Source organism: Massilia sp. 05N420, assembly GCF_056397205.1.
Genome location: NZ_JBFTMX010000028.1, coordinates 22,542 through 49,247 on the forward strand (window position 1 = coordinate 22,542; position 26,706 = coordinate 49,247).

Annotated in this window: 22 protein-coding genes; 15 read left to right on the forward strand and 7 right to left on the reverse strand. The window is 64.6% G+C overall.

The window, feature by feature from the left end; all coding sequences use genetic code 11:
• The first annotated feature begins 6 nt into the window (after positions 1-6).
• The 3 genes from tatB to AC1DIX_RS18205 all read left to right on the forward strand — a co-directional run bounded on the left by tatB (position 7) and on the right by AC1DIX_RS18205 (position 2,503).
• Entirely contained in the window at positions 7-516 is a 510-nt protein-coding gene (gene tatB, locus AC1DIX_RS18195; protein ID WP_441935268.1) for a Sec-independent protein translocase protein TatB, read from the forward strand.
• Positions 517-1,269 carry a twin-arginine translocase subunit TatC gene (gene tatC / locus AC1DIX_RS18200; RefSeq protein WP_441935269.1) on the forward strand — a complete coding sequence of 251 codons (753 nt, stop codon included), beginning with the start codon at positions 517-519 and terminating at the stop codon, positions 1,267-1,269. It abuts the gene before it with no gap.
• Between the two features lie 157 nt (positions 1,270-1,426).
• Positions 1,427-2,503: a fumarylacetoacetate hydrolase family protein gene (locus AC1DIX_RS18205; RefSeq protein WP_441935270.1), complete on the forward strand. Its 1,077-nt coding sequence runs from the start codon at positions 1,427-1,429 to the stop codon at positions 2,501-2,503.
• Positions 2,504-2,512: 9 nt separating this feature from the next.
• On the opposite strand, the gene AC1DIX_RS18210 is transcribed toward AC1DIX_RS18205, so the two are convergent.
• The 4 genes from AC1DIX_RS18210 to AC1DIX_RS18225 all read right to left on the reverse strand — a co-directional run bounded on the left by AC1DIX_RS18210 (position 2,513) and on the right by AC1DIX_RS18225 (position 11,060).
• A complete protein-coding gene (locus tag AC1DIX_RS18210; RefSeq protein ID WP_441935271.1) occupies positions 2,513-2,710 on the reverse strand; it encodes a hypothetical protein in 198 nt (65 codons plus the stop codon).
• Between the two features lie 261 nt (positions 2,711-2,971).
• On the reverse strand, positions 2,972-4,903 hold the full coding sequence (locus AC1DIX_RS18215) for a DUF885 domain-containing protein (protein WP_477326255.1): 1,932 nt from the start codon (positions 4,901-4,903) through the stop codon (positions 2,972-2,974).
• 53 nt (positions 4,904-4,956) lie between these two features.
• Positions 4,957-9,123 carry a DEAD/DEAH box helicase gene (locus AC1DIX_RS18220; RefSeq protein WP_477326257.1) on the reverse strand — a complete coding sequence of 1,389 codons (4,167 nt, stop codon included), beginning with the start codon at positions 9,121-9,123 and terminating at the stop codon, positions 4,957-4,959.
• Positions 9,120-11,060, reverse strand: a complete 1,941-nt coding sequence (locus AC1DIX_RS18225; RefSeq protein ID WP_477326259.1) for a dipeptidyl-peptidase 5 — start codon at positions 11,058-11,060, stop codon at positions 9,120-9,122. Before AC1DIX_RS18225 ends, AC1DIX_RS18220 begins: the two co-directional genes overlap by 4 nt.
• Before the next feature lie 136 nt (positions 11,061-11,196).
• Between AC1DIX_RS18225 and hemE the strand changes: the two genes are divergently transcribed.
• Entirely contained in the window at positions 11,197-12,279 is a 1,083-nt protein-coding gene (gene hemE / locus AC1DIX_RS18230) for a uroporphyrinogen decarboxylase (RefSeq protein WP_477252211.1), read from the forward strand.
• Between the two features lie 282 nt (positions 12,280-12,561).
• Here the strand turns inward: hemE and AC1DIX_RS18235 are convergent, their stop codons facing one another.
• Positions 12,562-12,789 carry a hypothetical protein gene (locus tag AC1DIX_RS18235; RefSeq protein ID WP_477326261.1) on the reverse strand — a complete coding sequence of 76 codons (228 nt, stop codon included), beginning with the start codon at positions 12,787-12,789 and terminating at the stop codon, positions 12,562-12,564.
• Between the two features lie 52 nt (positions 12,790-12,841).
• On the opposite strand from AC1DIX_RS18235, the gene AC1DIX_RS18240 reads away from it, so the two are divergent.
• Genes AC1DIX_RS18240 through AC1DIX_RS18250 form a run of 3 tightly spaced genes read left to right on the forward strand, consistent with a single transcriptional unit; the run spans position 12,842 to position 17,203 of the window.
• Complete coding sequence (locus tag AC1DIX_RS18240) at positions 12,842-14,848, forward strand: primosomal protein N' (protein WP_477326263.1); 2,007 nt, start codon at positions 12,842-12,844, stop codon at positions 14,846-14,848.
• A 21-nt stretch (positions 14,849-14,869) separates the two neighbouring features.
• Positions 14,870-15,706: an SEL1-like repeat protein gene (locus AC1DIX_RS18245; RefSeq protein ID WP_477326265.1), complete on the forward strand. Its 837-nt coding sequence runs from the start codon at positions 14,870-14,872 to the stop codon at positions 15,704-15,706.
• A 60-nt stretch (positions 15,707-15,766) separates the two neighbouring features.
• On the forward strand, positions 15,767-17,203 hold the full coding sequence (locus tag AC1DIX_RS18250) for a dihydrolipoyl dehydrogenase (RefSeq protein WP_477326267.1): 1,437 nt from the start codon (positions 15,767-15,769) through the stop codon (positions 17,201-17,203).
• A 34-nt stretch (positions 17,204-17,237) separates the two neighbouring features.
• On the opposite strand, the gene AC1DIX_RS18255 is transcribed toward AC1DIX_RS18250, so the two are convergent.
• A complete protein-coding gene (locus AC1DIX_RS18255) occupies positions 17,238-17,723 on the reverse strand; it encodes an SRPBCC family protein (protein ID WP_441935280.1) in 486 nt (161 codons plus the stop codon).
• Between the two features lie 165 nt (positions 17,724-17,888).
• Between AC1DIX_RS18255 and AC1DIX_RS18260 the strand changes: the two genes are divergently transcribed.
• The 8 genes from AC1DIX_RS18260 (at position 17,889) to AC1DIX_RS18295 (ending at position 26,118) form a co-directional block, all read left to right on the forward strand.
• A complete protein-coding gene (locus tag AC1DIX_RS18260; protein ID WP_441935281.1) occupies positions 17,889-19,952 on the forward strand; it encodes a UvrD-helicase domain-containing protein in 2,064 nt (687 codons plus the stop codon).
• Positions 19,953-20,136: 184 nt separating this feature from the next.
• Positions 20,137-22,374 (forward strand): DUF4214 domain-containing protein, encoded by a 2,238-nt coding sequence (locus tag AC1DIX_RS18265; RefSeq protein WP_477326269.1) that lies wholly within the window; start codon positions 20,137-20,139, stop codon positions 22,372-22,374.
• An 89-nt stretch (positions 22,375-22,463) separates the two neighbouring features.
• On the forward strand, positions 22,464-22,667 hold the full coding sequence (locus AC1DIX_RS18270) for a SlyX family protein (RefSeq protein ID WP_441935283.1): 204 nt from the start codon (positions 22,464-22,466) through the stop codon (positions 22,665-22,667).
• A gap of 238 nt (positions 22,668-22,905) precedes the next feature.
• Positions 22,906-24,093, forward strand: a complete 1,188-nt coding sequence (locus tag AC1DIX_RS18275; protein WP_477326271.1) for a GNAT family N-acetyltransferase — start codon at positions 22,906-22,908, stop codon at positions 24,091-24,093.
• Between the two features lie 62 nt (positions 24,094-24,155).
• Positions 24,156-24,605 carry a hypothetical protein gene (locus AC1DIX_RS18280; RefSeq protein WP_477326273.1) on the forward strand — a complete coding sequence of 150 codons (450 nt, stop codon included), beginning with the start codon at positions 24,156-24,158 and terminating at the stop codon, positions 24,603-24,605.
• Positions 24,602-25,210 (forward strand): hypothetical protein, encoded by a 609-nt coding sequence (locus AC1DIX_RS18285; RefSeq protein ID WP_477326275.1) that lies wholly within the window; start codon positions 24,602-24,604, stop codon positions 25,208-25,210. The genes AC1DIX_RS18280 and AC1DIX_RS18285 overlap by 4 nt, the downstream gene beginning before the upstream one ends.
• Positions 25,200-25,736: a hypothetical protein gene (locus tag AC1DIX_RS18290; protein WP_477326277.1), complete on the forward strand. Its 537-nt coding sequence runs from the start codon at positions 25,200-25,202 to the stop codon at positions 25,734-25,736. Before AC1DIX_RS18285 ends, AC1DIX_RS18290 begins: the two co-directional genes overlap by 11 nt.
• An 82-nt stretch (positions 25,737-25,818) precedes the next feature.
• A complete protein-coding gene (locus tag AC1DIX_RS18295) occupies positions 25,819-26,118 on the forward strand; it encodes a DUF3144 domain-containing protein (protein WP_477326279.1) in 300 nt (99 codons plus the stop codon).
• A 23-nt stretch (positions 26,119-26,141) separates the two neighbouring features.
• Here the strand turns inward: AC1DIX_RS18295 and AC1DIX_RS18300 are convergent, their stop codons facing one another.
• Complete coding sequence (locus AC1DIX_RS18300) at positions 26,142-26,330, reverse strand: hypothetical protein (protein ID WP_441935289.1); 189 nt, start codon at positions 26,328-26,330, stop codon at positions 26,142-26,144.
• Positions 26,331-26,706 lie beyond the last annotated feature (376 nt).

The following is a 26,706-nucleotide window of genomic DNA, read 5'->3' on the forward strand; positions in this document are numbered from 1 at the left end:
ATTTCCATGATCGATCTCGGGCTTTCCAAACTCGCCGTCATCGGCGTGGTCGCGCTGATCGTGATCGGCCCCGAGCGCCTGCCCAAGGTGGCGCGCATGGCCGGCACGCTGTACGGCCGCGCCCAGCGCTACCTGCACGAGGTGAAGTCGGAAGTCTCGCGCGAGATCGAAATGGAAGAGCTGCGCAACCTGCACAAGGAAGTGCAGGAAACCGCGCACAGCTTCAAGACCGAGGTCGAAAGTTTCGGCGCCGAGGTCGAGAACACGGTCTCGTCCCACCTCGGCGAGGTCGAATCCGCCTGGCGCGGCGATACCGCATCGTCATCGAGCTCCCATGTCACGCCGGACGACATCGAGCGCAAGGCGCGCGAATTCCGCCGCAAGAAGCTGGTCAAGACCTCCAGCGTTCCCGCCTGGTACAAGAACCGCCACGGCGGCCGCCAGCACGTGCTGTCGGGTGCGGCGCGCGTGCGCAAGTTCCGCCCCGGAACCAAGTCCAACACTTCCTTTTTCTAGATGACTGACGAAGCTGCAGGCGAAACCTTTATTTCGCACCTGGTCGAACTGCGTGACCGCCTGGTCCGGGCCGTCATCGGGGTCGCGATCGTCTGCATCGCCCTGCTCCTGTGGCCGGGGCCGGACCGCATCTACGATTTCCTGGCCGCGCCCATGCTGGCCTCGCTGCCGCCCGGCGCCAAGATGATCGCCACCGGCGTCAGCTCACCCTTCCTGGTGCCGATGAAGGTGACCCTGGTGCTGGCGCTGATCATTTCGCTGCCCTGGGTGTTCTACCAGGCCTGGGCTTTCATCGCGCCCGGCCTCTACGCCCACGAAAAGCGGCTGGTGCTGCCGCTGGTGATCTCGTCCTCGCTGCTGTTCATCGCCGGCGTCGCCTTCTGCTATTTCCTGGTGTTCGGACGGGTCTTCCATTTCATCGCCAACTTCGCCCCGAGCTCGATCGCGGTCATGCCGGACATCGAGAACTACCTCGATTTCGTGATCTCGATGTGCCTGGCCTTCGGCGCCACCTTCGAGGTCCCGGTGGTGGTCGTGATCCTGGTGCGGATGGGCATCATCAGCGTCGAGAAGCTGAAGTCGATACGCCCTTACGTGATCGTCGGCGCCTTCGTGATCGCCGCCGTGGTCACGCCGCCGGACGCGGTCAGCCAGCTGGCCCTCGCCGTTCCGATGTGCCTGCTGTTCGAACTCGGCCTGCTGCTGGCGCCGGTGTTCGTGCGCGTCACGCGCGCGCCGGAAGAGCACGCCTGAGTCCCTGCCACCTTGCTGGTGAACGCGCGGCGCCCGAGGGCGCCGCTTTGCATTTCAGGACGAAAGTTTTGTAACACCCGCTCAGCGGCGGAAAAATGCCCGCTAGAATGCTTTCAGATGAGTTTTGCCATAACGACAACCACAAGGAGACGTCTCAATGGATTCGAACCGTCGCAAGCTGCTGACAGCCAGCGCATCCGCCGCCATGGGGGGCCTGCTGGCCGGCACCCAGCATCCCGCCCTCGCACAGAACCCTCCCGCTCCCGCAGTCGCCGTGCCGCCGCTGGCCGGCAAGATCGGCATGCGCCTCGCCACCTGCAGCCTCACGCCGAACGGACAGCCGACCGTGGTCGCGGTCCTCGACAACGACAGGCTGGTCGACCTGCAGGCCGAAGCCCGGCGGCAAAAGCGAGCGCTCGCTTTCGATGCCGGCTCGATGCTGGCGCTGATCAAGAGCGGCAATGCCGGCCTCGAACAGGTGCGCGCGGTGGTCGACAATGCGCTCGGCCGGCCGGCTTCGCTGCTGCCGGTCGAGAAGGCGCGCTTCATGTCGCCGATTCCTCGGCCCGAGCGCAACATCTACTGCGTCGGCTGGAATTACCTCGACCACTTCGAGGAAGGCAAGCAGGCCCGCTTCGACAAGTCGACCGAGAAGCTGCCTGAGCATCCAGTGTTCTTCACCAAGGGCACGCACACGATGAACGGGCCTTTCGATGCTATCCCGCACGACCCGGCGTATTCGAACACCACCGACTGGGAAGCGGAGCTGGCCGTCGTCATCGGCCAGACCGGCCGCAACATCCCCGAAGAGCGGGCCATGGATTACGTGTTCGGCTACGCGCCCTACAACGACACCACGGTGCGCGAGGCGCAGCAGAAGCTGCACGGCGGCCAGTGGTTCAAGGGCAAGAGCCTGGACGGTCATGGGCCGATGGGACCCTGGATCGTCACCGCGGCCGGCGTCAGGCTCGACGACCTGCGCGTGATCTGCCGCGTGAACGGCGTCGAGAAGCAGAACGCCAGCTACAAGCAGATGTACTTCAAGATCCCGCGCATCATCGCCGAGCTGTCGCGCGGCCTGACGCTGGAGGCGGGCGACATCATCGCCACCGGCACGCCCTCGGGCGTCGGCTTTGCGCGCAAACCGCCCGAGTTCCTGAAGCATGGGGATGTGATCGAGACCGAGATCACCGGCCTCGGCGTCATGCGCAACATGATCCGCGCCGAGACCTGAACTTCGGTATCAGGCCCGGCGCGCCGGCCGCGCTGCGCACATGACGGCGAGCGCATCGGCGGACGCCGATGACGATGCCGCCTCGCGCACCATCGGCGCCCGCGTGCCGGCTTCGGCCTCCGCCATGCTGTCGATCGTAAAGGTACCGAAGCCGACGGCGGCGAGTGCGACGACGAAGATGGCTTCCATGTGCTTGTGGATGTTCATGATGTTCCCCTTCAATGGCTGGTTTTGGAAAGTGCGGAGCGATTGTTCGTCCCACGATCTCCATTCAGCACAAGGCGTGCCAGCCCCCTGAAACGGGCATGAAGGCCTCCGCGGGCCCGGATCAAGCCTTGTAGAGTCGGGCCGGGAACAACAGCCTGGGCAGACGGTGTCGGCTCCCGGCCAACACCGTCCGGCAAGGGCCGGAAACAGGCGAAAAAAAGCCCCGCCGGGGAGGGCGGGGCCTTGTACATGCGTCGTGGCTTACTGCATCAGCTGGCCGATGATCTTCACCGGCGCATTGCCGTAGCCGAGGAACTGGTCGTGGAAGGCCTTCAGGTTGAAGCGCTCGCCCAGCTGCTGCTTGCGGCGTTCGCGCAGTTCCATGATGTCGCTGTAGCCGCTGAAGTAGCTGGTCAGCTGTACCGAGGACAGCTGCACGCGGCGCCACTTCTCGGCCGCTTCCTGCGGGGTCTGGAAGGCCTGGCGCACCAGCAGGTCCATGGCCTGCTCGCGCGTCATGCCGAGCACGTGCACGCTGTAGTCGAGGATGGTGTTCGACACGCTGCGCAGGTTCCACTTGCACCACATCAGCCACAGTTCCGGCGCATTGTTGCCGTAGCCGGATTCGAGCATCATGCGCTCGCCGTACACGGCCCAGCCTTCGACCATCGCGCCGTTGCCGAACAGGGCTTTCACCAGCGAGGGCGAGCGGTTGGCGTTCATCAGCTGGGTGTAGTGGCCGGGGATCGCCTCGTGGATGTTCAGGATCTGCAGCATCCAGTTGTTGTACTCGCGCAGGCTGCTTTCGGCCTGTTCCGGCGTGAGGCCGTCAAGCGGCGTGACGTTGTAATAGGTCTTGTCCTTCGGCCGGTACGGTCCCGGCGCGTCGATGCTGGCGCCGGCCACGCCGCGCTGGTACAGCGGGGTCTCGCGCACCACCAGCGGCTTGCTCGGGTCGATCGAGACCAGGTTGTTCTTGATGACGTAGTCCTGCAGCTGCGGGATCTGGCGCCGGATCTCGGGCAGGAAGTCGGCGGCGGCGACGTGCTGCAGCGAGAGCTTGTCGATCACCATGCCGATCTTCTTGAAGCGGTCGTCCGGTTTGGCGGCGCTGCCCATGGTCTTGTCCCACAGCTGGTCGGCCAGGCCGTCCATGCGGGTCAGCAGTTCTTCGCGCGCGGCCAGGGCCTTGCGGTAGGTCTGCTCGGCCGTGCTGGCGGACTCGATCTCGAAGGCGAACTTCTGCTCGTACAGCTCCTTGCCGAGCCGGAACGAGCGGGCGTGCCGCATCTGTTCCTGCGACTTATCGAGGTCGCTCAGGAAGTCGACCCAGGCCAGCAGCGCGCTGCCAGCGTTCGCTACGCGCTGCGCGAAGATCGCCTTTTCCTGCGGCGTCAGCTGGACCGAATCCTGGGCTGCCTTGCCGAGGTCGGCCAGCACCACCAGCGTGCCCGGCGCCTGCGAGATCGCCAGCTGGGTATGTTCGCGGGTCGGGTTCACGATCGATGCCTGCGCCGCCTGGTAGTAGGCCGGCACGTCGGCCAGGCGCTTGAGGATGGTGCGCAGGCGCTGCGGCCTGGCGGCGTACTCGGTGTTCATGATCAGGTCGAGCGGCTGGGCCACGTTGTACTGGGCCGGGTTCCACTCGAAGTCGCGCAGTACGGTCAGCTTCCAGCGGTCGTACTGCAGCTTGTTGATCAGGACTGCAAGATCGGTGCGCTGGTTGGGCGAGAGCTTGTCGGCGTTCAGCTTGCGGAACTTCTCGAGCCACTCGTCGATGAAGGCCAGCTGCTTGGCGCGGGTCGGTGCGTCGGGGATGGTCAGCCTGGCGGCGGCGTCGAACTTGCCGACGTAGATAGCGCCTTCCGGATCGATGCGCCACAGCGCGGTCAGGAACTGCATCGACTGCGAGTCCATGAAGCGGTCGTTGCGGTTCTGCGAGGTTGGCGCGGCAACCGGTGCGGCCGCCGCCGCGGCAACCGGAGCGGCTGCGGCCGCGCCCTTGCCTTTACCCTTGGCGGATTTACTGTCGGCCTTCGCCGAGGACTTGCCGGAGGCTTTGGCTTTCGACGACGGCTTGGCCTTGGCGCTGCTGGTGTGCTTCGGCTTGGCCGCCTTGCTGGTGCGCGCGCCGGCCGGCGCCAGCACGAAGCTGGTGAGCAGGACCGCAAGCGCGAGTTTCGTTTTCATCATGGGCGCCAAGATTAGCACCATTCCCGGCCTTTGCGGAAGCCTGAAACAATCCGTCACGTAAGCGGCGGCGCCGCACGCCCGCCCGCCAGGCCGGCCTGCAGCATGGCCAGCATGTCGTCCGGGGACATGCGCGCCGAGACGTCGCTGCCTTCCAGCAGGCTGTCGGCCAGGTCGCGCTTGTGGCGGTGCAGGTCGACGATGCCTTCCTCGATCGTATGCCGCGCCACCAGGCGGTAGATCGTCACCGGCCGCTGCTGGCCCATGCGGTGGGCGCGGTCCGAGGCCTGGTCTTCGACCGCCGGGTTCCACCACGGGTCCATGTGGATCACGTAGTCGGCGGCGGTGAGGTTGATCCCGACCCCGCCGGCTTTCAGGCTGATCAAGAACAGGTCGCCGTCGCCGGCCTGGAAGGCGTCCACGCGGCGTTTGCGCTCCTGCATGGGCGTGGCGCCGTCCAGGTACTGGTAGCGGATGCCGCGCTCGTCCAGGTGGCGGCGCAGCAGGGTCAGGTGATCCACGAACTGGCTGAACACCAGGGCCTTGTGGCGGTTCTCCAGCAGCTCCTCCACCAGGCGCGCGAACGTGTCCAGCTTGCTGCTGCGGATGCCGCTGTCGGGCGCCACCAGGACCGGATTGCAGACGGCGCGCCGCAGCTTCATCATCTCGGCCAGGATCTGGATCTGCTTTTGTGCTTGCGGGGCCTGCAGGGTCGCGATGCGTTCCAGCGCGTCGCGGCGCAGCGATTCATAGAGCGCCATCTCTTCCTGGCTCAGCTCCACCGGCAGCACGATCTCGGTGCGCGGCGGCAGTTCGGACAGCACCTGGGCTTTGGTCCTGCGCAGGATGAAGGGTTGCGTGAGGCGGCGCAGGCGGGTGCGCGCGGCCAGCTCGGCGCGCCTGTCTTTGGTTTTCTCCTGGGTGGCTTTTTCGATCGGGCCGGCAAAGCGCAGGTTGAACTGGTCGCTGGTGCCGAGCAGGCCGGGGTTGATGAACCTGAACAGGTTCCACAACTCGCCCAGGTGGTTTTCCAGCGGGGTGCCGGTGGCGGCCATGCGGAAATCGCCGCGCAGCGACATCACCGCCTGCGAGCGGCGCGTGTGCGCGTTCTTGATCGCCTGCGCCTCGTCCAGCACGATGGTGTGCCAGCGCATGTCCTTGAACAGCTCCGCTTCCAGTTGCAGCAGGCCGTAGCTGACGACGATCACGTCGAAGGGCCCGGCTTCCTTCAGCATCGCCTCGCGCTTGCCGGCACCGAACAGCTTCATCTGGAGTGTAGGCGCGAAGCGCTCCGCCTCGGCCATCCAGTTGGTGGCCACCGAGGTCGGCGCCACCACCAGGGTCGGGCCGCCGGGCGCGCGCGACAGGATCAGGGCCAGCGCCTGCAGGGTTTTACCAAGGCCCATGTCGTCGGCCAGGCAGGCGCCCACGCCCCAGTGGGCCAGGCGGGACAGCCATTCGAAGCCCTCGACCTGGTAGTCGCGCAGCTCGGCCTGCAGGGTGGTCGGCAGCTGCGGCCGGTAGTCGGCATTCGCCGCCATGTGCTGCAGGTGCTTGCGCCAGGCGGCATCGGCATCGACTTCGCCGGCCTCCAGCGCCATCTCTTCCAGCGCGAAGCTGGCCAGCGGGTGGAAGCGCAGTGCCTCTTCGTCCGCGTCGGTATACGCCGACAAATCGGTCAGCCTGCGGTGCAGCTCGTCGGTGAGGGCCAGGAACTGGTTGTCGCCCAGGGCCACGAAGCGGTCTTCGCGCAGGCGGCCGAGCAGCTCGCGCAAATCCATCACCTTGTTCTCGTCGATCCTGACTTCGCCGTTGGCGGCGAACCAGTCCTTGTCGCGCCGGATGTTCAGGCGCACCGACTTCGACGATACCTTCTTCGTGATGCGGAAGGATTCTCCCTCCGGCCAGGCAACCACCACCCGCGACGCATCCAGTTCCTGCAGTTCGGTGATCAGTTCCAGGCAGTGGAAGGGTTGGCCGAGCAGCCATTCGCCATGTTCGTGCTCGGCGTTTTCCAGCGACTTGCAATCGGCCAGCAGCTGGCGCTCGGCTTCGCGCTCGGCGTTCAGGTCGCGCCGCGCCTCGACGCGCACGCCGGCCACGTCCGCGATGATGCGATCAAAGCCGTCGCCGGGCTGCAGGAACGGACCGGCGTCCGGCAGCGGGCGCACCAGCACGCGCACGCGCAAGCCCTGCTGGTAGGGCAACAGGTGAATATGCAGGCGCATGTCGGCATCCACCTGTTCGATGTCGGCCGGGCTGCCGCCGATGTCGGACTGCACCGTCACGATCGAGGAGATCGCGCTGATCGCCTGCAGTACGCGCTTTTCCGCTTCCAGCGGCACTTCCAGGCCCTCGCCGACGATGGCGCCGATGCGCTTGTGCTCTTCCTTGATGCGGACGATGCGCAGGCGGGTCGGCGTCTCCTTGGTCACCACGACCTCGCCCTGCTGCTCGCGCATCGGCGGGTTCAGCGAGATCGTGACCTTGCCGCCGCCGGCGCGCACCATCAGCTGGGGCTCGCCCGGCAGCAGTTCGATGCGGGTGCCGGGCGAATCCATCCAGAACAGCAGCGGGTGGCCGGCCAGCAGCGCCACCGCCTTGTCGAGGTCGAACTCGTAGCGCATCCCGGTGCCGCTGTAGTAGCGGTAGGCGCCGATGGTACCGGCAACCTGCACGTCCTGGGCCGTCAAGAAGTCGAGCTCCGCCGCGTCCTCGGCCAGGCGCTTCAGGGCCAGCGGCCGCCCGCGGGTCCAGCCGCCCTGCACGTCGCGCTTCTGCTCGCGCGGTTCCAGCGCACGCACGCCCAGGTGCTCGTCCCAGCCCACCAGCCAGGCCAGGCGCGATTCCTTCACCACCTCGACGTTGACGGCAGGCTGCAGGTTGATCAGGGCATTGAGCTGGCGCTCCCAGGGCTGCTCGCGCTCGAACCACAGCGCCATGTCGGTGAAGCGGTGGCGCTGGCGCAGGGCGATCGCGCGCTTGTCGATGCCGACCATGCCCAGCTGGCCCAGCACGGCGCCGATCTGCGCGGCGATGAAATCGAAGCCGGCCGCTTCCGCCATCTCCATCTGCTGTTCCAGGAAAGCCTTGCGCTCGGCCAGCTGCGGCATGCCGAGCCACCAGTGCAGCAGGGCGCGGAACATGACCGGCTGCAGCGAGGTCTCCCAGTTGCGCGAGGGGAGGACTTCGGCGTCGACGGTGCCGCCGCGGATCTGGCGCAGCATCGACAGCTGCTGGTAGACAGCGGTGTCGTGGCTCTGCACGGCGCGGGTGGCCGATTCCAGGTAGGTATCGAGCGCCTTGGCGTGCTTCGGGTCGCTGCTCTTCAAGAGGGCGGTGATGTAGAGGTGGCCGCCGATGCCTTCGAAGATGGCTTTTCTCTTGCCGGTTTCCTTGCGCAGGGCTTTCAAGGCCTTGTCGAAGCCGGCCAGGGCTTCATCGGGATCGCCGCGCAGCAGCTGGATGACGCTGCGGTAGTACAGGGTCGCGGATTCGTCCAGGTCGTGCAGCAAGTCGCCGGCGGCGTCCAGGCGGCCGCACAGGATCAGGTGCTCGGCCAGGGCGGTGCGCAGGGCCATCGAGGCGCCGCCCGGGGCCACGTGTTCCTCGGCGTAGGCGCGTATCGGCGGGGCGCTGCCCGGCTCGCGCTGGACATGGCTGACCAGCACCGCCAGCACCTCGTCGCGCACCGCGCCGTTGATGCGTTCGATGAGTTCCGGCTCGAAGGGGCGGGCGCAGATGTCGACCAGCGGATGCAGGTAAGCCGCCTCGTGGCAGCGCAGGCAGGCCGCCAGCAGGGGGGCGATGGTCTTCGGTCCTTCTCCGGCCAGCAAGGCCATGCGCAGCAGGGCCACGCCCTGGCGGTAGCTGCGCAGCATGGGCGTGCCCTGCCAGTCCAGCCGCAGCGGCGTGACCAGCTGGTAGACCTCGCGCAGCTCGTTCAGGCGGCGTCCGCGCAGGGCCCAGGCCATCGCCGGCCAGGCCAGGTCCGGCGTGATCACGTAGCCGCGCGAGGGCAGCTCGCCGATCAGGCCGTCCGCGCGCAGCGCTTCGAGATCATCGGCGAGGTCGTCCTCGACCGCGCTTACGCCCAGCGGCAGCAAATGCTCGTGGATGCGCCGCCGGCCCATCGGCTCGCCGGCCAGGGCCAGCAGGGCCAGGATCAGCTTGCGCTTTTCATTGCACGCTTCGAAGATCGCGCCGAGAACCTCCACACTCATGCAGCCAGGTTCTCAATATCGACGCCAGGCAGGTCGGCAGGGACGGGAATGCCGAAGACGCGCAGATAGAAGACCAGCTCGGCCTCCAGCGTGCGCACGATGCTGTCCGCCTTGCGGAAGCCGTGGCCTTCGCCTTCCAGGGTCAGGTAGGCGACCGGCACGCCGCGCGCGCGCAGGGCCTCGACCATCACCTCGGATTGCGGCGGCGGCACCACCTTGTCGTCCAGGCCCTGGAAGAAGATCATCGGCCGGCGCAGCTTGTCCGTGTGGTTGATCGGCGAGCGTTCCGCATACACGGCGTCGGCTCTAGCCTTCGGCGCGATCAGGTATTCGTTGTAGTGCGACTCGAACTTGTGCGAGTCGGCGTCCAGGCCCTTCAGGTCGGACACGCCGTAGTAGCTGGCGCCGGCCTTGAACACGTCGTGGAAGGCGAGGGCGCACAGGGTGGTCAGGCCGCCGGCGCTGCCGCCGCGGATCAGCAGGCGTTCGCGGTCGACCAGGCCCTGGTCGGCCAGATACTGGGCGCCGGCCACGCAATCCTCGACGTCGACCACGCCCCACTGTTCCTTCAGCAGGTCGCGGTAGGCGCGGCCAAAGCCAGTGCTGCCGCCGTAGTTCACATCCAGCACGGCGATGCCGCGGCTGGTCCAGAACTGGGTCGCCAGTTTCAGCGTGCTGCTGGCCATGCCGGTCGGGCCGCCGTGGCCGATCACCATCAGCGGCGGCAGCTCGCCGGGCAGCGCTTCGAAGGCCGCATTCGTCGGCGGGTAGTAGAAGGCGTGCGAAGTACGGCCTTTGGCGCTGGGATAGCTGATCGTCTGCGGCACGGACAGATAGCCGGCCTCGGGCAGCTGCTCGATCGAGCGCGCCAGCACCTCACGATGGCCGGCAGCCAGGTCGATGCGCGCCACCTCGGCCGCGACGGTCGGGGCGCCGCCCAGCAGGGCGACGCTGTCGCCGTTCACGCGCAGCTCGCGGATCTCCTGGTAGGGCGTGTCGATCGGCGTCAGCCGTCCGCTGCGGGTGTCCAGGCGCGCCAGCTTGCTGACGCCGCCCTCGATATAGGCGCAGACGATCTCGTCGTCCGAACGGAAGCCGTACATCGACTGGCCGAAGACCCAGTGCGGCAGGCCGAACTCGGCCTCGCGCGGGCAGATCGGGTGCACCACGCCGTGGTCGTAGCGGTGCAGGTTCCACCAGCCGCCGCGGTCGGAAACGAAATGGAGGATGCCGCCCGGCGACCATTCCGGCTGCACGATGGCTTCATCGATGCCGCCGGCGATCAGGCGGCCGTTGGCCAGGGTGCCGTCCGCGACGATGTCGGCCAGCCAGAGCTCCGTACCCTCCCAGGGCATGCGCGGGTGGTTCCAGCACAGCCAGGCGATCTGCCTGCCGTCCGGCGAGATGCGCGGGGACGAGTAAAAATCGTAGCCGTCGTCGAGCACCAGCTGGGTGCCGTCGGCGCCCAGGGCGCACAGGGTATTGACCGGATAAGTCTCGCCGGCCGAGTGGTCTTCGCGCACGCCGACCAGGCGTTGGTGAATGCGGTCCAGCACGAAGTCGGCCCAGCGCAGTGCGCCGCCCTCGCTGACCGGCACCGGCTCGTTCCCCTCCGGATCGACTCTGTAAACACGGTTGTCGGCGAAATTCGAGAACCACACGCGCCGGTCCGCCACCAGCACCGCGCCGCCGCCGTATTCGTGCACGCGGGTACGCACGTTGAAGGGCGCAGGCGTGAGTTCGTCGACGCGGCCGTCGCGCTGGCGCAGCAGGGTGGTACGGCCGCCTTCGCTGGCACGGCCGGCCAGCCAGTAGAGGTCGGCGCCGTCGAGCAGCACGCCGGACAGCGGGGTCGAACCGGCGGCCACGACGGCGGCGGTAATGGGAGAGGCCCAGGCGCCGCAGGGGGCAGCCTGTTTGCGGGAGGATTCGGGCATGGATCGGTCCTGGCAAAGGTAGGCGTCCATTATAAGTGCGCACCGGCCTGTCACGAAGGATGGGTACGGATGGGTCAGGGAATGCGATAATAGAAGTTTGCCCGCGCGCCGGGCGCCTTACTTCAGGTTGCCAGCCATGCCACAATTCGCCCCGCTTCAGAACGACACCTTCCTGCGTGCGCTGCTGCGCCAGCCGACCGACTACACCCCGGTATGGCTGATGCGCCAGGCGGGGCGCTACCTGCCGGAATACCGCGCCACCCGCGCGCGCGCCGGCTCCTTCCTGGGCCTGGCCAAGAATCCGGATTTCGCCACCGAAGTGACCCTGCAGCCGATCGACCGCTATCCGCTGGATGCCTCGATCCTGTTCTCGGACATCCTGACGGTGCCGGACGCGATGGGCCTGGGCCTGTACTTCGAGGACGGCGAAGGCCCGAAATTCGAACGCACCGTGCGCACCGAGGAAGACGTCGCCCGATTGCAGGTGCCAGATATGGCATCGCTGCAATACGTGTTCGATGCCGTGACCCAGATCCGCACCGCCCTGAACGGCCGCGTGCCGCTGATCGGCTTTTCCGGCAGCCCCTGGACCCTGGCCTGCTACATGGTCGAAGGCGGCGGCTCGCGCGAATTCCATACGATCAAGAAGATGCTGTACGCGCGTCCGGACCTGATGCACCGCATCCTGGACGTGACCGCGCAAGCCGTCACGCAGTACCTGAACGCCCAGATCGACGCCGGCGCCCAGGCCGTGATGATCTTCGACTCCTGGGGCGGCGCGCTGGCCGACGGCGCCTACCAGGCCTTCTCGCTGGACTACATGCGCCGCATCGTGGCAGGCCTGCAGCGCGAGAAGGATGGCGTCCGGATTCCGGCGATCGTCTTCACCAAGGGCGGTGGCCTGTGGCTGGACGAGATGGCGGACATCGGCGCCGATGCGCTCGGCCTGGACTGGACCGTGAACCTGGGCCGCGCGCGCGCCCTGGTCGGCGACCGCGTGGCCCTGCAGGGCAACCTGGACCCGGCCGTGCTGATGGCCGGCCCGGAGCAGGTGCGGGCGGAAGTCGAGAAGGCGCTGGGCAGCTACGGCACGCCGTCGAACGGCCATGGCCACGTGTTCAACCTCGGCCACGGCATTTCGCAGTTCACGCCGCCGGAGTCGGTGACGGCGATGGTCGAGGCAGTTCACAGCTTCAGCCGCCGCCAGCGCCAGGCCTGAGCGCTGACAAAGCCCTATGGCTGCGCCGCTGCCTGCGGCGCATCATAATCACACTTATTCACAAATTCTTGAACTCTCGCGTCCTTGGCTGTGGAAATGTACAGTACTGGATGTATCCTGATAAGTCATTGATTCCATTGTGATTTATGCCGGGGCTGGCGAGTGCGCCAGCGTGGCGTATCGGCGGTCCGGAAGGCAGTTGCCCAAGTTGACAGCGCATTGTTCACAAAGTTATGCACAGCTTCTGTGAATAATGTTGAAAAGTCCTTGGTTTACCGGGGTTTACGCGATTTCTTCAAGTGTTGTATCAAGTTTTTGCTGCACTGCGCTTGAGTTCTTCACCGGAAATGCCCAGTTATGCACAGAAGCGCCCGAGCGATGCCGGATTTCGGCGCCAAGAAGGTTGCACAGGCAAGTGACTGAATTTAAAAGAGAAATTTTTTTGTGAACTTGAGGAATTGCTAAGTGCTTTGAGCTAACGTAAACCTTTGTCCCGGTCAAGTTTTCCATTTTCCACAAAGTTTTCCACAGTTCCCCCACAGTATTAAGGATAAGGTCCGGCTTGGCCTACTGCATCTTACAAATCGCGCTCGACACCCCGCTCGACAGCGTGTTCGACTATCGCTGGGAATGTGATCCCGGCAGCGAGCCGCAGGTCGGGCAGCTGGCGCTGGTGAACTTTGGCCGGCGCGAAGCGGTGGGCGTGATCGTCGCCGTCAAGCACGAGACCGACGTCCCGCCGGACAAGCTCAAGGACGCGCTGGCGGTGCGCAGCCAGCTGCCGCCGCTGTCGCCGCAATGGCTGGCGCTGGCGCGTTTCGCCGCCGACTATTACCACCGCCCGCTCGGCGAGGTGGCGATGCCCGGCCTGCCGAAGAATTTGCGCCTGGGCAGCACGGTGGCACTGGACCGCGCGCTCAAGAAGCTCGCCAAGGCCGAGGATGCCCACGACCCGGCGCCGGCCGCGATGCCGGTGTTGAATCCGGCCCAGCAGCAGGCCGCCGACGCCATCGGCCAGGCCCGGGGCTTCAATCCGCTGCTGCTGTACGGCGTGACCGGCAGCGGCAAGACCGAGGTCTACCTGCGGGCCTGCGCCCAGGTGCTCGCCAGGGAAAGCGAGGCCCAGATCCTGGTCCTGGTCCCCGAGATCAACCTGACGCCGCAGCTGGAGGCGAACATCCGCGCGCGCTTCCCGGGCGTAATGCTGGCCACCCTGCACAGCAGCCTGTCCGAGGGCGAACGCATGCTGCACTGGCTGGCCGCCCACCAGGGCCGCGCGCGCATCGTGCTGGGCACGCGGCTGGCGATCCTGGCTTCGCTGCCGCACCTGAAGCTGATCGTCATCGACGAGGAGCACGACCCCTCGTACAAGCAGCAGGAAGGCCTGCGCTATTCGGCGCGCGACCTGGCCGTGTGGCGCGCCCACCAGCTCCAGATTCCCATCGTGCTCGGATCGGCCACGCCCTCGCTGGAGAGCTGGCACCACGCGCAGACGGGCCGCTACCGCAAGCTGGAGCTGCGCGAGCGCGCCGTGAAGGACGCCGTGCTGCCGCGCGTGAAACTGGTCGACATGGAGAAGGACAAGCCGAAGGAAGGCCTGACCTCGCACCTGATCGCGGCCCTGCGCGACCGCATGGCGCGCGGCGAACAGTCGCTGCTGTTCCTGAACCGGCGCGGCTATGCGCCGGTGTTGAGCTGCGACGCCTGCGGCTGGATCAGCAACTGCACCCGCTGCACCGCCTTCATGGTCCTGCACCGGCCCGAGCACCGGCTGCGCTGCCACCACTGCTCGCTGGAGCTGCGCATCCCGCATTCCTGCCCGACCTGCGGCAACATCGACCTGCAGCCGCTGGGGCGCGGCACCCAGCGCATCGAGGAAGGCCTGCAGTCGCTGTTCCCGGAGGCGCGCGTGCTGCGCATCGACGCCGACTCCACGCGCCGCAAGGGCAGCGCCCAGGCCGCGTTCGATACCGTGCACCGCGGCGAGGTCGATATCCTGATCGGCACCCAGATGGTCGCCAAGGGCCACGACTTCAAGAACCTGACCCTGGTGGGCGTGCTCAATCCCGATACGGCCCTGTTCTCGCAGGACTACCGCGCCAGCGAGCGCCTGTTCGCCCAGCTGATGCAGGTGGCGGGACGAGCCGGCCGCGCCGGTCTCGAATCCGAGGTACTGATCCAGTCGCGCTACTGCCAGCACCCGCTGTACGGCGCGGTGATGCGGCACGACTACGACCGCTTCGCCGGCTCCCTGCTGGAAGAGCGCCACCAGGCCGCGCTGCCGCCCTTCATGTACCAGGCCCTGCTGCGCGCGGAGGCGCCGGAACTGGCCACCGCGATCGCCTTCCTGGAGCAGGCGCGCGACGCGCTGCCCAGCGACGCCGTGGTGCTCAACGATCCGATTCCGATGACCATGACCCGGGTGCATAATGTGGACCGTGCCCAGCTGCTGGTCGAATCGAATTCGCGTCCGGCGCTGCAGGCCTTCCTCAAAGTCTGGGTCGATGCCCTGCGCGCGATGAAGTCGCGGGTGCGCTGGTCGCTGGAGGTCGACCCGCTGGATATCTGACGCTTGCCGGAGAACCTGGACATGCCGTGCCGCCTCGCCTTGCTCCTACGCCTGTTCGCAGGCGTTCTCGCACTGCCGCTCTGCACCTGCGCGGGCGCCGCCACGCCTGGCCAGGAATCGGCGGCCGCCGTCACCAGCCGGATCGAAGCCAGGGATTGTGCCGGCGCGGTCGATGAACTGAAGGCCGGGCTGAAGCGGGGTCATGCCGAAGTCTCCCTGCTGGCGGGTACCATGTACGAACATGCCGTGTGCGTGAAACGCGACTGGAACCGCGCGGTGCTGTTCTACTCCCAGGCTTACCAGAGCGGCATGAAGGAAGCGGCCGACCGCATGGCGGCCGGCTATGCCGCGCCGGAGAACGGCGCCGACGTCGCGGCCGCGATCTGGTGGTCCGGCAAGGGGCGCATCCAGGCATCGCCGGGCCAGCAGGTCCTGGCGCCATGCGCGGTCAGCCCGGCGGCCAGCGACAACATGGACCGCTTCGTCGCCGAGCTGCAGACCTGGCCGCAATGGCAGCTCGCCATGTGCAATTACGTGGTCGGGGTGATGTCGATGCTGTCGGCCGAGATCAGGTACCCGGCGCCGGCGCAGGCCTACGGCGTTGGCGGGCAGGTGACGCTGCGCTTCCTGCCCTCGGTGCCGAAGATCGAGCTGAAGAAAGGCGACACCCAGGAGTACCGGCTGCTCGGGATTTTCAATGGCGACATGCTGCGCGACCGCGAGACTTCGATAGTGACCGGCGGCTTCGAGAAAGCGCTCGGCGCCGTCGCCGACCGGGCCCTGCGCCGCTATCCCAGGCCCGGCGGCATTCCGGCGGAAGCGGTGTTCTATGTCCGCTACATCTTCCAACTCGAGTGATGCCCTGAGCGTTTCGCGAAAATAGCGTATCGTCATGTCCGCGAACTACCGGAGATGACTATGCAGAAAATGAAGGTCGATGTCGCCATCGTCGGCGCCGGCACCGCGGGCCTGGTGGCCTACCGTTCCGCGAAAGCCCAGGGCGCGCGCGCCGTCATGATCGAGGGCGGGCCCTACGGCACCACCTGCGCGCGCGTGGGCTGCATGCCCAGCAAGCTCCTGATCGCCGCCGCCGAGGCCGCGCACTTCATCGATGCCGCGCCCGGCTTCGGCGTGCACGCCGGCGAAAAGCGTGTCGACGGCGTGGCGGTGATGGAGCGCGTGCGGCGCGAGCGCGACCGCTTCGTCGGCTTCGTGCTGGAAGGCGTGGACAATATCCCGGACCAGGACAAGCTGCGCGGCTATGCGCGCTTCACCGGTCCACATACCCTGGTGGTGGACGACCATACGGAAGTCGAGGCCGCGCGCATCGTGATCGCCACCGGCTCGACCCCGACCAGGCTGCCGAAGCTGGAAAACGTCGGCCCCGGCCTGATTACCAGCGATGACGTGTTTTACTGGCAGGACCTGCCGCGTTCGGTGGCCGTGATCGGCACCGGTGTGATCGGGCTGGAGCTGGGCCAGGCGCTCAGCCGCTTGGGCGTGCGCGTGAGCGTGTTCGCGCGCGGCGGCAGCGTGGCCCAGCTGACCGACCCGGTGGTGCTGCGCAATGCCGGGCGCGCGCTGGCCGAAGAGATCGACCTGCACTTCCAGTCCGAGATCGTCAGCGCCGTGCAGGACCACGATGAGGTCGCCTTGACCATCCGCCAGAACGGCGAGGAACGCCCGATGCGCTTCCAGTACGTGCTGCAGGCGGCCGGGCGCACGCCCAACGTGGCCGGGATCGGCATCGAGCACCTGGGCCTGGAACTGGGCGCCAACGGCGTGCCGCTGTTCGACAGCCGCACCATGCAGTGCGGGAACAGCCATGTCTTCATTGCCGGCGACGCCAACAACGAGCGTCCGGTGCTGCCGGAAGCGGCCGACCACGGCAAGATCGCCGGCGACAATGCCGGCCGCTACCCGGACATCCGTCCAGGCCTGCGCCGCGCGCCGCTGACGATCGCTTTCACGGAACCGAACATCGTCAGCCTGGGCGCCAGCTACAAGCAGTTGTGCGCGCCGGGCAAGCCGAAGTTCGCGATCGGCCAGGTGTCCTTCGAGAACCAGGGCCGCAGCCGCGTCATTCTGCAGAATAAGGGGATGCTGCGGGTGTACGGAGAATACGGCACCGGGCGCTTCCTGGGCGCCGAGATGATCGCCCCGCGCGGCGAGCACATCGGCCACCTGCTGGCCTGGGCCGTGCAGTCGCGCCTGACGGTCGAGCAGATGCTGGAGATGCCCTTCTATCACCCGGTGGTGGAAGAAGGCGTGCGCACCGCGCTGCGCGACCTGGCGGCGAATATCGTGAAGGGGGGCAGCGACATCGATCCGGACGAGGTCGAGCCGGGCACGTAACACGTGGGCACGGCGTGCCCACGCGTGAAGTTGATTAATTGAGGTAGCTGGTATCCAGCTTACCCTCGGAAGCCAGCTGCCGCACGATCTTGATGGTATCGATATCGGCCTCCTGGTAGGCCGATTTCTTGAAGTCCTCGTACATCTTGCCCATCTCGTCGGTCGCCGACACATTGCCGTCGTCGTACAGGAAGCGCACCCACATCACGCCTTCGCTCGGCGCTTCGATCGTCATGGTCATGCGCGAGGCGGGGATTTCTCCCTGGGCCGGGACTTCGTAGCGCACTTCCTGCAGCGGGCTCAGGTGCACGACGTCGTCGATCACCAGCTGGCCGTAGCGCAGGCGGCGCGCGAAGCTGCCGCTCTGGCGCTCGCCGATCGTGCACTCGTCCAGGTGGGGCATGAACATCTTCGGGTCTTCGGCGCGCAGCACCAGGCCGCGCCACAGTTGTTCGCGGGTCATGGTGTCCGCGAGGGGGTTGAGCGGGTCGTTAATCTCGATCAGGTGTTCAAATTTCATGTTCTTGTCTCTCGCATGGACAGCGGTAAAAGCGCTATATGGTGGCGGATAGCGTGCTGACAAGCCACAACCTCATGCACTTTTCCTGAAATGTTTTCGGCGTGCATGGCCGAGCTTCGTTAAAATGATGAGCTCACCCACTGGCAGTCCTGCAAGAATTATCCCATGTCGACACCGAATTTCGGCCTCAACGGTCCGCAGAGCGAAGCCGTGCTCTATCTCGACGGCCCTTGCCTGGTGCTGGCTGGCGCCGGCTCCGGCAAGACGCGCGTGATCACCCAGAAGATCGCCTACATGATCGAGCATCGCGGCTACGATCCGCGCACGATTGCCGCGCTCACCTTCACCAACAAGGCGGCGCTCGAGATGCAGGAGCGGATCGGCAAGCTGCTCAAGCAGCCCAAGCAGGCCAAGCAGCTGACCGTCTCGACCTTCCACTCGCTGGGCGTCAAGATCCTGCGCCAGGAGGCGGCCGGCGTCGGCCTGAAGGACAAGTTTTCCATCATGGACAGCGACGACTGCTATACCGTCGTCTCCGACCTGGCCGTCACCACCGACAAGCAGGAGATCCGCCGCATCCAGAACGCGATCTCGCTGTGGAAGAACGGCCTGGTCGACCCCGAGGACGCGATCCGCGACGCGCGCGACGAAGACGAAGCCCAGGCCGGGCGCATCTACCGCAGTTATGTGGCGACCCTGCAGGCCTACCAAGCGGTCGACTTCGACGACCTGATCCGCCTGCCGGTGGAACTGTTCCGGAATAACGAGCCGATCCGCGACCGCTGGCAGCGCCGCCTGCGCTACCTGCTGATGGACGAGTACCAGGACACCAACACCTGCCAGTACGAGCTGGTGAAACTGCTGGTGACGGGCCTCGGCAAGAAGCCGATGTTCACGGCGGTGGGCGACGACGACCAGGCGATCTACGCCTGGCGCGGCGCCTCGGTCGAAAACCTGAAAACCCTGCAGACCGACTTCCCGGACCTGCGGGTCATCAAGCTCGAGCAGAACTACCGATCGACCACCCGCATCCTGCAGGCCGCCAACGCGGTCATCGGCAACAATCCGAAGCTGTTCGAGAAGGCGCTGTGGTCGGAACACGGCCTGGGCGAGCCGATCAAGGTGCTGGGCATGCCGAACGAGGAGACCGAGGCCGACCAGGTGGCGATCATGATCTCGTCCGAGCGCTTCCAGCGCAAGAACAAATGGACGGACTACGCGATCCTGTACCGCGGCAACCACCAGGCCCGCATCATCGAGCAGTCGCTGCGCAAGGAACGCATCCCGTACACGATCTCGGGCGGCCAGAGCTTCTTCGACAAGGCCGAGATCAAGGACGTGATCGCCTACCTGCGCCTGATCGCCAACCAGAACGACGACCCGGCCTTCATCCGCGCCATCACGACCCCGAAACGCGGGGTCGGCATGACCACCATCGAGGTGCTGGGCGAAGTCTCGAAGCAGTGGAACTGCTCGCTGTTCGAGGCCGCCTTCAAGGGCGGCCTCGAAGCCCGGCTGCAGGACCGCCAGCTGATCCCGCTGCGCGAGTTCTGCCACTGGATCAACGAGCTGGAAGACCGCGCCACCCGTCCCGGCCCGTCCGGCAGCGGCGATCACGCCGCCGAGCTGCTCGATGACATGATGAAAGAGATCAACTACGAGCACTACCTGTACGAGAACTTCGACGACAAGGCGGCCCAGGCCAGATGGCAGAACGTGCTCGAGTTCACCAACTGGCTGAAGGAGCGCGGACGCGGCGGGCGCGAGCGCGACGGCGAAGAGAAGAACCTGCTCGAGCTGACCCAGATGGTGGCCCTGATGTCCATGCTCGAAGGCCAGGACGAGGAGCAGGACGCGGTGCGCATGTCGACCCTGCACGCTTCCAAGGGCCTGGAGTATCCGCACGTCTACCTGGTCGGCGTCGAGGAGGGTATCCTGCCGCACAAGGGCGATCCGGACGACCCCGTCGAGCGCATCGCCGCGCGCATCCAGGAAGAGCGGCGCCTGATGTACGTCGGCATCACGCGCGCCCAGCGCACCCTGCACGTTACCTGGTGCAAGAAGCGCAAGCGCGCGGGCGAGCTGATGCATTGCGACCCGTCCCGCTTCATCAAGGAGATGGCGCTCGAAGTCGGCGATGCGCCGCCCAAAGAAGATGAAGTACTGAGCCCCAAGGCGCGCCTGGCCAACCTCAAGGCCTTGCTGGCGACGCCAAAGACTGCCAGCTAGAAACATTTGCCGGACGTTGACGTCAGTTTAACGACGGCAAATGTTCAAAATCATTCGTTGCGAATAAGCCTTGTTGAGATGGTAAGGGGTGCGCACGATTGAAATTCTCATTTGACTTCAACAGTTGAGCAGGAAATACTTTCCTGCAGAGTGACTTTGTCACAATCAACATTGACGTTAAACAATGGCAACCGTATCTGACATCACCGTTATTCCCACTTCTGGACTGAACCATATCGACGCCTTGCTCGATACGGGGCCTGACTGGAATTATTTCACGACTGCTTCCGGGCAAAGCAATGTTCTCTATTTCACATTCTCCGTGAACTCAGGGAATGAGAGCGCTTCCAGTACGCAGAGTATTTTTTACGGAAACCAGCAGGCGTTTTCAGCCGCCCAGCAAGCCGCGGTACGGGAGTTGTTGAAGGATGGCGGCTATCTGAATTCGCTGACCGGCATTCATTTCGTTGAAACCGGCAATGGCGACGCTGCGCAGATCCACCTCTGCAATGCGGACATCATCACCAGCAATGTCACCGGCCTGTGCAGCTGGCAAAGCACGTACCAGTACGAACCCGGCACCAACAGGCTGGTCAGCTACGACGCGGATGCCTATGTCTATCTCGACAATGTCCAGTTCGGCGCGGCCAACAGCAACCTGACGCCTGGCGGAAGAGGGTATCAGACCCTGTTGCATGAGATGGGACATGCGCTCGGCCTGAAGCATTCGTTCTGGGATCCGAACAGCGATAACCCCAATCCGATCGTCCTGCCGGCGGCGCAGGACAACACCAGCAATACCCTGATGTCGTACACCAACGTTGGTGGACCCTATACGGCATACCAGCAATACGACGTCGCAGCCCTGAAATGGCTTTACGGCATGGATGGTCTCGGCGGCGCACTAGGCATCAATTCGACAACCGGAGCCCGGTATATCACGGGTACGAATGGCCCGGATACCCTGACAGGTACCGACGCCAATGACACGCTTGAAGGCGATGGAGGCAATGACATGATTGATGGAGGAAATGGAATCGACACCGCCGTGTTCCGCGGCGTTCGCAGCAACTACGCTTTCGCAGAACTGCCGAATGGCGACCTGACGGTGACGAGCAAGGACGGCATCGACGGCAGCGATACTTTGCATTCGATCGAGATCCTGAAGTTTGCGGACATGAGCGTCAGGAGTGCGGATGTGGCGTCGCAGGCTGGGCTGACCCTGACAGTATTTACGAATCAATATGGCTATTATCCGAAAACCAAACCGTTGGAGGTCAGCGGCAAGGCGGATCTGGGTACGATCGTAAAGATTTATTCTGCGGCCGACGATCACTTGCTGGGCACCGCCACGCTCAACAAATACGGGATGTATTCGGTGACGCTCGATTGGCTGCCGGACGGTATCCAAAAGATTTATGCGACCGAAACCGATGCGGCAGGCAATGTCCTGATGAGATCCGGCACGGTCAGCTTCGGGCTGGACAGTGTTCAGCCAACCACCCCAACGTATAACGCCAATTACAGCCCTGCACCCGACAGTAATCAGGTCACCCTGAATGGTACCGGGGAAGCAGGCACGACGATCGCACTGGTGCGCAGCAATGGCCTGCAGCAGATCGCCCATACTACGGTTGGCGCCGATGGTACCTGGCATCTCGAGACGTCGCCGCTGCCGAACGGCAGCTACACGATCCGTGTTACCTCGATCGATTATGGCGAGAACGGCACGAATGCGCCGACCAGCGCGAACTGGACGATTAACAGCTCGGCGAATATCACGGGTACTGCCGGCAACGACGTGCTCAAGCCTGGCGTGGGCAATAATGCTGTCGATGGCGGTGCGGGTATCGATACTGCGGTTTATGGCGGTTCGCGTGCCGGTTTTACCATCCAGCAGGCGGACTGGGGCTTCGATATCTTCGACAAGGTCGGCAGCAGCGGCCACGATTCCCTGATCAACGTCGAGCGTGTCCAGTTCGACGACGTTTCTGTCGCGATCGATGAAAGCGCCGCACAGCTCTTTCGTTTGTATTCGGCGACCTTCGGGCGCCCGTCGGACAATATCGGCATGGGCTACTGGCTCGATCGCATGGACCACGGCGCCGACATCTGGACGGTGTCGCGCGAATTCATGGTAGGCGGCGACGGCACCGGCCAGGCGGAATTCTACAAAATGTACGGCGCCAATCCGACCGATACCGAGTTCGTCACCCAGCTCTACCATAACGTGCTCGGCCGTGACCCGGATGCCCAAGGTTTCGACTTCTGGATGGAGGCGCTGATCAATGCGGCCCCCGAGAACAAGCTGGGGATGCGGGCCCGGCTGCTGGTCGACTTCAGCCAAAGTCAGGAAAATATCGCGAAGGTGGTGGGCCAGCTGGAGCATGGCGTGGATTACGTGCCAGCCGTTCACACCTGAACGCTGCATCAGAGAAGCCGGCGCGGAATGCGCCGGCCCCATTCAAGAGCCGCTGGCATAATGCGGCTCTTTTCATTTAAGGAAGCGCCGTGAGCGACGAAGACCGTTTCATCGATATCGAGATCAAGCTGGCCCACCAGGAAAACCTGGTCGAGTCGCTGAACCAGACCATCTACGAGCAGGGACGCCGTATCGACCAGCTGGAGGCCATGGTGGCCAAGCTGGCCGAGCATGTCCGCGTTCTGCGCGACGCCGGGCAAGGGCCGGTGAACGAAAAGCCGCCGCATTACTAAGCGGCAATTTCATCATATCGTGATGAAAAGCACATGGCTCATCCAGATTGAATGCCGTATTTTATGAGCCACAAGTTAACGAAATTTAATGTTTAGTTAGTCGAAAATTACTGTACTGTTGAGTTCCCTCAAGGTATGATCATCGCACAATGTAAATACAATCAATTCCATCATTTCTGTTGGTTGAGTTGTTTCGTGCGAGGTCCATGTGAAATTATTCGTTCCGCATACCAAAGAAATGCCAGAGACCGCCGCATGGACCGCCCCGGAATTGCCGGTCTTCTTGCGCCGCACCGAGACGGCACAACGGTTCGAGTTCATTCCTTCCACAACCGACCTTGAGCGTTCCGACGTGCAGGCCGCATGGCATCGCCTGCTGCAGGTGCGCCGTAGTCCGGAAAAGCTGTACCAGCTGCCGGCGTTTTTCAAATACCTGCAGGAAACCAAGGAAGACGGCGCGGGCCCCTGCGAACTTCATGTCATCCGCCGCTGCAGCGATACACGCATCGTCGGGATCATCCCGGGACGCCGGATGACGCAGAAGGTGAGCGTCCGCCTCGGTCCGCTGACCGTATTCAAGCGTACCGTGCCCGTCTACCAGCTGCTCGGCAGCGTGCCCTTGATCGATGCGGGCGAGGAAGGCCTGTCCAGTTTCGTCCTGAACAGTCTGCTGCAGCGTCATCCCGACTGCCAGGCCTTGCTGATGCAGGCGATGCCCGAGGAACTGGCCCATACGGTTGGCGGCAAGGGGCTGTCCCCTCACGTCCTCAACGGCTGGCAAAACTGTCATACCGTGCCCCTGCCGGAAGACGTCGAGACCTATCTGCAAAAGTTCAGCTCAAAGAAGCGCTACAACCTCTCGCGCCAGGTGCGGCTGCTGGCCAAGGAAGCTGGCGAGGTCAGCCTGGTGCGGATCGAGCACGCGGACCAGGTCCCAGCCCTGGTGGACGCCATGCGGACCTTGATGAACGCCGAGGACTTCTCCGTCCAGAGTTCGCAGGTCAAGCTCGAGAACCTGGCGCGCAATGGCCTGCTGCATTCCTACCTGCTCCAGTGCGGCGGCAAGACGGTCGCGCTGGTGCTGGGCACGCACTCGGATGAGGTGTGGCACGTACACAATATCTGCTGCGCCCAGGAGTACATGAACCTGTCGATCGGCACCAGCATCATCCACCTGGCCCTGCAGGATGCGATCGTGCATTTCAATTTCACCCACGCCGATTTCGGCTACGGGACGCCGAACCAGGAATTCCGCTCCACGCACGTGCTGCAGCGGCGCGGCAAACTGCTGCTGTGCCGCCGCCATGGCATGGCCGACCTGCTGTTCAAGCTCTATAGCGTCCAGAACCGGATGAACGAAGCGTTGATCGCGCGTGTCAAGACAGCCCGCAAGCGGCTGAAGGAGCGCAGGCAGGCGAGCAAATAGTTGCATTCTGCTAATAAATCCAATAAGGTGGGTCATGTTTATTGGATAACAGGATGTACTGCATGAGTATCGCCGACCTCGAACGACGAATTCTCGCCTGCGAGCAGGAAAACGCACGCCTGCATAAACGGCTCGCACGGCAAAACCGGGCCTGGGCACTCGGACTGCTCCTGATTGCCGGTGGCGGCGCGATCGCAGGCGGCAGCATCAAGGACGCCATCTTCGACAGCGTGCGGGCCAGGGAAGTCGTGGTCGTCGACGGCAAGGGCGTGGTGCGCGCCCGCCTGAGCGGCGATCTGCCGGATGCGGTCATGGCTGGCGGCCGTGTTTCGAAGCGCGGCTCGAAAGCGGCCGGCGTGATGCTGTACGACGAGGAGGGCATCGAACGCGGCGGCTATGTCACCCAGGATGTCGGCAGCAACGTCATGCTGACCCTGGATTCCAAATACCGCCAATCCGCGCTGTTCGTGGCTGGTCCCGACGAGAGCCAGGCCTGCTTCGACAGCCAATGAAGCGGCGCCTGCTGACACTCTGCGCGCTGGCCGGGTTGGCAGTCGGGCTGCAGGCGCAGGCCGCCGGCTTCACGCTGCGCCTGGCGCACGGCAATGCCCGCGAGCAGGCGGCGCGCGCCCAGTTCGAGCGCGTGCTGGCCGCGCATGCGCTGGACCCTTGGATCCAGACCCGCGAGATCGTGTTCGAGCAGGGCGCCATCCCGCACAGCCACCCGGTGCTGACCTTGAACACGCGCCACACCGACGACGACGGCCTGTTCCTCTCCACCCTCATCCACGAGCAGACCCACTGGTGGCTCGAGCGCCATCCGCGCCGGACGGAAGCGGCGCTGGCCGAGCTGAAGGCGATGTATCCGAACCTGCCGGTCGGCTACCCGGAAGGCGCCGACAGCGCCGACAGTTCGTATTCCCACCTGCTGGTGATCTGCATCGAGCTGGACGGCGTGCGCAAGGTGCTGGGAGCAAGCGAGGAAAAGCGGATCCTGGCCTTCTGGCAGGACGACCACTACCGCACCCTGTACCGCATCGTGGCGGCGGACCGGGCGCGCATCCGCGACATCCTCGACAGGCACGGCCTTCAACTACCGGATTCCCATGCAGGCTGAGCCCGACTTCTACGTGGTGTCGAAGCGCAAGCTGGCGATCCTGTTCCTGGCGACGTCCTCGCTCTACGTCCTGTACTGGTATTACAAGAACTGGGATCGCTACAAGAGCAGGCATCCGGAAGCCTCGCAGTTCGGCAGCATGGTCTCGCCCGTGCCGCGCGCCGTGTTCTGGATGTTTTTCACGCATGCRCTGTTTCGCAAGGTCAAAGCCTACGGTCATGCGCTGCCGCAAGTCGCCGGCTGGCGCAGCGGCTGGCATGCGACCATCCTGGTCGCGCTGATGCTGCTGGCGAACGCCATCGACGTCCTCATCGGCGGCACGGCCGGCGATCTCGTCTCGATCGCCAGCGTGTTCGTGCTGCTGCCGCCCTTCCTGGTGGCGCAGGACAAGATCAACCTCAACTGCGGCGACCCGGAAGGGAAGGGCAACGACCGGCTGTCGAAGGCGAACTGGGCCTGGGTGATTGCGGGCGCGGTGCTGTGGCTGATCTTGATCGCCGCTGCGCTCCTGCCTGGCGGGTCTTGACCGGCCTTGGGTAGCGTATTGCTTATGCTACAGTCTATTTCTTGCTCTGACGTTCAGGGCTTTCATCCACGGTATATACATCATGAGTAATCAAGTTCCTGGTCCGGAGTTCTGGACCCGCGTCAACGCCCTGATCGACCAGGCCAACACCCAGTGCGATTCCGCCGACCCCAGCGAAGTCTGCGCCTCCACCATGTACGCCTCGGCACGCTTCAATGCCTTCATCGTCGCGCGCACCACGAGCGGTCCGGAACACATGCAGCAGGAAAAGGAGCGGGCACTCGAGTATTTCACCGACCAGTTCCGCAAGATGATGGCGGAGAATCTGGACGATTTCATTGCGAATCTCGGGAAATACGATATCGGAACGCCGTCGCAGTAATTGACTCCCCGCCGCATGGGGGCTCAGATCGTCGGCACATGGAGCCGGTTATCGTCCCCCAAAACCAGTCCTTGCCAGGTTGCGGGCTTGCCCGTCATTTCCCACGCCAGGATTTGCTGGGGCGTGCGTCCCATGCCACCTGAAAAGGCAGTCATCTGATGCTTGTCGAGTTCCCTTGCTATGTCCAGGTCCTTGATTGTCAGCTTGTTCATGTCTATCTCCTAGAATAATTGGCGATGCCAGGCACGGTGCCGGCCACAATTACCGTCGAGTGCAGGAAGCGTGCCAATCGCGGAATCGCGCTTATTCGCCGAGATGGACAGCTTTGGAATGCCATCTGTTGGTTTCTCTGCCATTCTTGTGATGGTTGAGTAGGCTGCTGCCCAACACTTTCCGATTTTCTGCCGGGGTCACCATGTAGAGTGGCGTATTAGCGGCCGATGGGAAAACCGTGGGCAAAACATGGTGCCGGAACTCAAAGTCCCGCACAGCGGAGGCTTCCATGCGCTGCCGCCGACATGGCCCGTGTTCATGAGCTATGTGCTCAGCTTCATCTACGCCAGCATCTAGTGGAGCAAGCTCCAGTAT

Excerpts from the sequence above, each read along its gene's own strand:
- AC1DIX_RS18265 (WP_477326269.1), top strand. The coding sequence starts at position 20,137 with ATGGCAACCGTATCTGACATCACCGTTATTCCCACTTCTGGACTGAAC.
- tatB (WP_441935268.1), top strand. The coding sequence starts at position 7 with ATGATCGATCTCGGGCTTTCCAAACTCGCCGTCATCGGCGTGGTCGCG.
- tatC (WP_441935269.1), top strand. The coding sequence starts at position 517 with ATGACTGACGAAGCTGCAGGCGAAACCTTTATTTCGCACCTGGTCGAA.
- AC1DIX_RS18215 (WP_477326255.1), bottom strand. The coding sequence starts at position 4,903 with ATGATGAAAACGAAACTCGCGCTTGCGGTCCTGCTCACCAGCTTCGTG.
- AC1DIX_RS18285 (WP_477326275.1), top strand. The coding sequence starts at position 24,602 with ATGAAGCGGCGCCTGCTGACACTCTGCGCGCTGGCCGGGTTGGCAGTC.
- AC1DIX_RS18235 (WP_477326261.1), bottom strand. The coding sequence starts at position 12,789 with ATGGAAAACTTGACCGGGACAAAGGTTTACGTTAGCTCAAAGCACTTA.
- AC1DIX_RS18300 (WP_441935289.1), bottom strand. The coding sequence starts at position 26,330 with ATGAACAAGCTGACAATCAAGGACCTGGACATAGCAAGGGAACTCGAC.
- AC1DIX_RS18250 (WP_477326267.1), top strand. The coding sequence starts at position 15,767 with ATGCAGAAAATGAAGGTCGATGTCGCCATCGTCGGCGCCGGCACCGCG.
- AC1DIX_RS18225 (WP_477326259.1), bottom strand. The coding sequence starts at position 11,060 with ATGCCCGAATCCTCCCGCAAACAGGCTGCCCCCTGCGGCGCCTGGGCC.
- AC1DIX_RS18245 (WP_477326265.1), top strand. The coding sequence starts at position 14,870 with ATGCCGTGCCGCCTCGCCTTGCTCCTACGCCTGTTCGCAGGCGTTCTC.
- hemE (WP_477252211.1), top strand. The coding sequence starts at position 11,197 with ATGCCACAATTCGCCCCGCTTCAGAACGACACCTTCCTGCGTGCGCTG.
- AC1DIX_RS18255 (WP_441935280.1), bottom strand. The coding sequence starts at position 17,723 with ATGAAATTTGAACACCTGATCGAGATTAACGACCCGCTCAACCCCCTC.
- AC1DIX_RS18275 (WP_477326271.1), top strand. The coding sequence starts at position 22,906 with ATGCCAGAGACCGCCGCATGGACCGCCCCGGAATTGCCGGTCTTCTTG.
- AC1DIX_RS18210 (WP_441935271.1), bottom strand. The coding sequence starts at position 2,710 with ATGAACATCCACAAGCACATGGAAGCCATCTTCGTCGTCGCACTCGCC.
- AC1DIX_RS18205 (WP_441935270.1), top strand. The coding sequence starts at position 1,427 with ATGGATTCGAACCGTCGCAAGCTGCTGACAGCCAGCGCATCCGCCGCC.
- AC1DIX_RS18280 (WP_477326273.1), top strand. The coding sequence starts at position 24,156 with ATGAGTATCGCCGACCTCGAACGACGAATTCTCGCCTGCGAGCAGGAA.
- AC1DIX_RS18260 (WP_441935281.1), top strand. The coding sequence starts at position 17,889 with ATGTCGACACCGAATTTCGGCCTCAACGGTCCGCAGAGCGAAGCCGTG.
- AC1DIX_RS18295 (WP_477326279.1), top strand. The coding sequence starts at position 25,819 with ATGAGTAATCAAGTTCCTGGTCCGGAGTTCTGGACCCGCGTCAACGCC.
- AC1DIX_RS18220 (WP_477326257.1), bottom strand. The coding sequence starts at position 9,123 with ATGAGTGTGGAGGTTCTCGGCGCGATCTTCGAAGCGTGCAATGAAAAG.